Raw genomic sequence first — 893 nt, 5'->3', positions numbered from 1 at the left:
GCTGGAGCCCGAGCGCCCGCCCCGCGCTCCGGCCCGGCTGCTGGTCACGGTCGGTCCCGGGTACGCGCTGCGCGCGGAGCCGGACGCGGTGGACGCCTGGCGCTTCGAGCAGGCGGTGTCCGTCGCGGCGACGCTGCCGCCCGCGGAGGTGCTCGCGCGGTTGGAGGAGGCTCTGGGGTCGTGGCGCGGGCCGGCCTACGCCGAGTTCGCCGACGAGACCTGGGCCCGCGCGGAGCGCTCCCGCCTGACGGAGCTGCGGCTCCAGGCGGTGGAACGCCTGGCCGACGCCCGCCTGGCTCTCGGCCGTGCCGCCGAGGCGGTGCCGGACCTGGACGCGCACGTGGCCGAGCACCCCTGGCGCGAGGACGCCTGGCGCCTGCTGGCCCTCGCGCTGTACCGCACCGGCCGTCAGGGGGACGCGCTGGCGGTGCTGCGCCAGGCGCGAACGCTCCTGGTCGAGCAGCTGGGCGTGGATCCGGGCCCGCGCCTGCGCCGCCTCCAGGCGGACATCCTCCACCAAGCCGAGCACCTGGACACCGCCGCCGCGGCGGCGGGGCGGGTGTGGGCGCAGGTGGCCGCCGCCTACGACCGCACTGTGGCATCCGGTGCCCGTGCCCGGCTGGAGTCCTCGGTCGGCCTGCTGAGAAATCTCGCGGTCACCGGTGGGAGCGGCCTGGAAGCGGCCCGCGGGCAGCGCCTGGCGGCCATCGCGGCGGCTGAGGAGCTGGACGACCCGGAGCTGACCTCCCGTGTGATCGGCGCGTACGACGTCCCGGCGATCTGGACCCGCTCGGACGACCCCGAGCAGGCGGCCCAGGTCGTGGCCGCGGCCGAGCGCGCCCTGACCGCCCTCCCACCCGGCGCGCACCAGGCGGCGCGGGCCCGGCTGCTGG

Annotated in this window: 1 protein-coding gene; it reads left to right on the top strand. The window is 78.3% G+C overall.

Annotation, left to right across the window (positions count from 1 at the left end):
• Positions 1 to 893 (top strand): AfsR/SARP family transcriptional regulator (locus DQW85_RS22115; RefSeq protein WP_162795219.1); only part of this gene is annotated, 893 nt, incomplete at both ends.

This window comes from Nonomuraea lactucae, from assembly GCF_003313395.1.
Taxonomy (GTDB): domain Bacteria; phylum Actinomycetota; class Actinomycetes; order Streptosporangiales; family Streptosporangiaceae; genus Nonomuraea; species Nonomuraea lactucae.
This window is presented reverse-complemented; position numbering and strand designations above follow the sequence as displayed.